This is a genomic window from Nocardioides sp. CPCC 206348 (assembly GCF_048654705.1).
Lineage (GTDB): Bacteria > Actinomycetota > Actinomycetes > Propionibacteriales > Nocardioidaceae > Nocardioides.
The window spans coordinates 22,770-23,776 of record NZ_JBMCZA010000213.1 but is presented as its reverse complement, the minus strand read 5'-3'; the positions used below and the strand labels follow the sequence as shown (position 1 = coordinate 23,776).

The 1,007-nt window shown below is 70.2% G+C and carries 2 protein-coding genes; both read right to left on the bottom strand.

All coding sequences use genetic code 11. From position 1 onward, the window contains the following. The coding region (locus ACOADB_RS22710; RefSeq protein ID WP_378603998.1) for a 2'-5' RNA ligase family protein at nt 1-195 on the bottom strand (195 nt) is incomplete at its 3' end. After that, on the bottom strand, nt 195-941 hold the full coding sequence (locus ACOADB_RS22705) for a VIT1/CCC1 transporter family protein (RefSeq protein WP_378603995.1): 747 nt from the start codon (nt 939-941) through the stop codon (nt 195-197). The genes ACOADB_RS22705 and ACOADB_RS22710, both read right to left, overlap by 1 nt. Between the last annotated feature and the right edge of the window lie 66 nt (nt 942-1,007).

Genomic DNA, 1,007 nt, shown 5'->3' with positions numbered 1-1,007 from the left:
TTCGAGCGAGGTGGCCAGCCGGTCGACGTACTCCTCCACACGGTGTGCGGAGGCATCGGCCATGAAGGCCAGGGTGATGTGGAACTGCTCGGGGCGGGTCCAGCGGAACCCGGCTGCGTCGCGGCGTGGGTCCAGGAACGCGTCGAGGTGCTCGATCGCCTCCTGCGAGGGGACGACGGCGGTGAAGAGGCGCATCAGACCTGGGTACCGACGAGCTGGCCGATGCCGTGGGTGACTGCCATCGCGATGAGACCGCCGAGTATGTTGCGTGCCACGGCCATCCGGGCCGAGCCGTAGCCGAAGCGGGCGCTGAGCCAGCCGGTCAGCGCAAGGGCGATCGTCACGGCGACGACGGTGACGGCAACGCGCAGGTCACCGGGGACGAGCAGGATCGTGAGCAGGGGCAGCAGCGCGCCGAGGGTGAACGACAGCATCGACGCGATCGCGGCGTTCCACGGGCTGGTGAGGTCGTCGGGGTCGATGCCGAGCTCGACCTCGGCATGGGCCGCCAGGGCGTCCTTCTCGGTCAGCTGCTTGGCGACCTCGAGCGCGAGTCCGGGTTCGAGGCCCTTGTCGACGTACAGGCCGGCGAGCTCGGCGAGCTCGTCCTCGGGGTCCTCACGCAGCTCGCGCCGCTCCTTGGCGAGCAGCGCGTCCTCGGAGTCCCGCTGGGTGCTGACGGAGACGTACTCACCAGCGGCCATGCTCATCGCGCCGGCCACCAGTCCGGCGATGCCCGCGATCAGGATCGCGGTGCGGTCCGTCGTGGCGCCCGCGACCCCGAGGACGATGCCGGCGACCGACACGATGCCGTCGTTGGCGCCGAGCACGCTTGCCCGCAGCCAGTTGAGGCGGTCGTTGAAGCCTTGCTGATGGGGCTCGTCCTCGTGGGGGCCGATGTCATCCGCCGAAGGGACCGGTGTCCCACTCGATTCCGTCACGCACCCATGATCCCCGAGTCAGGGGCCGGGCGCGACCGGGAATGGGTGGCGCTCGTCGTACTCCCT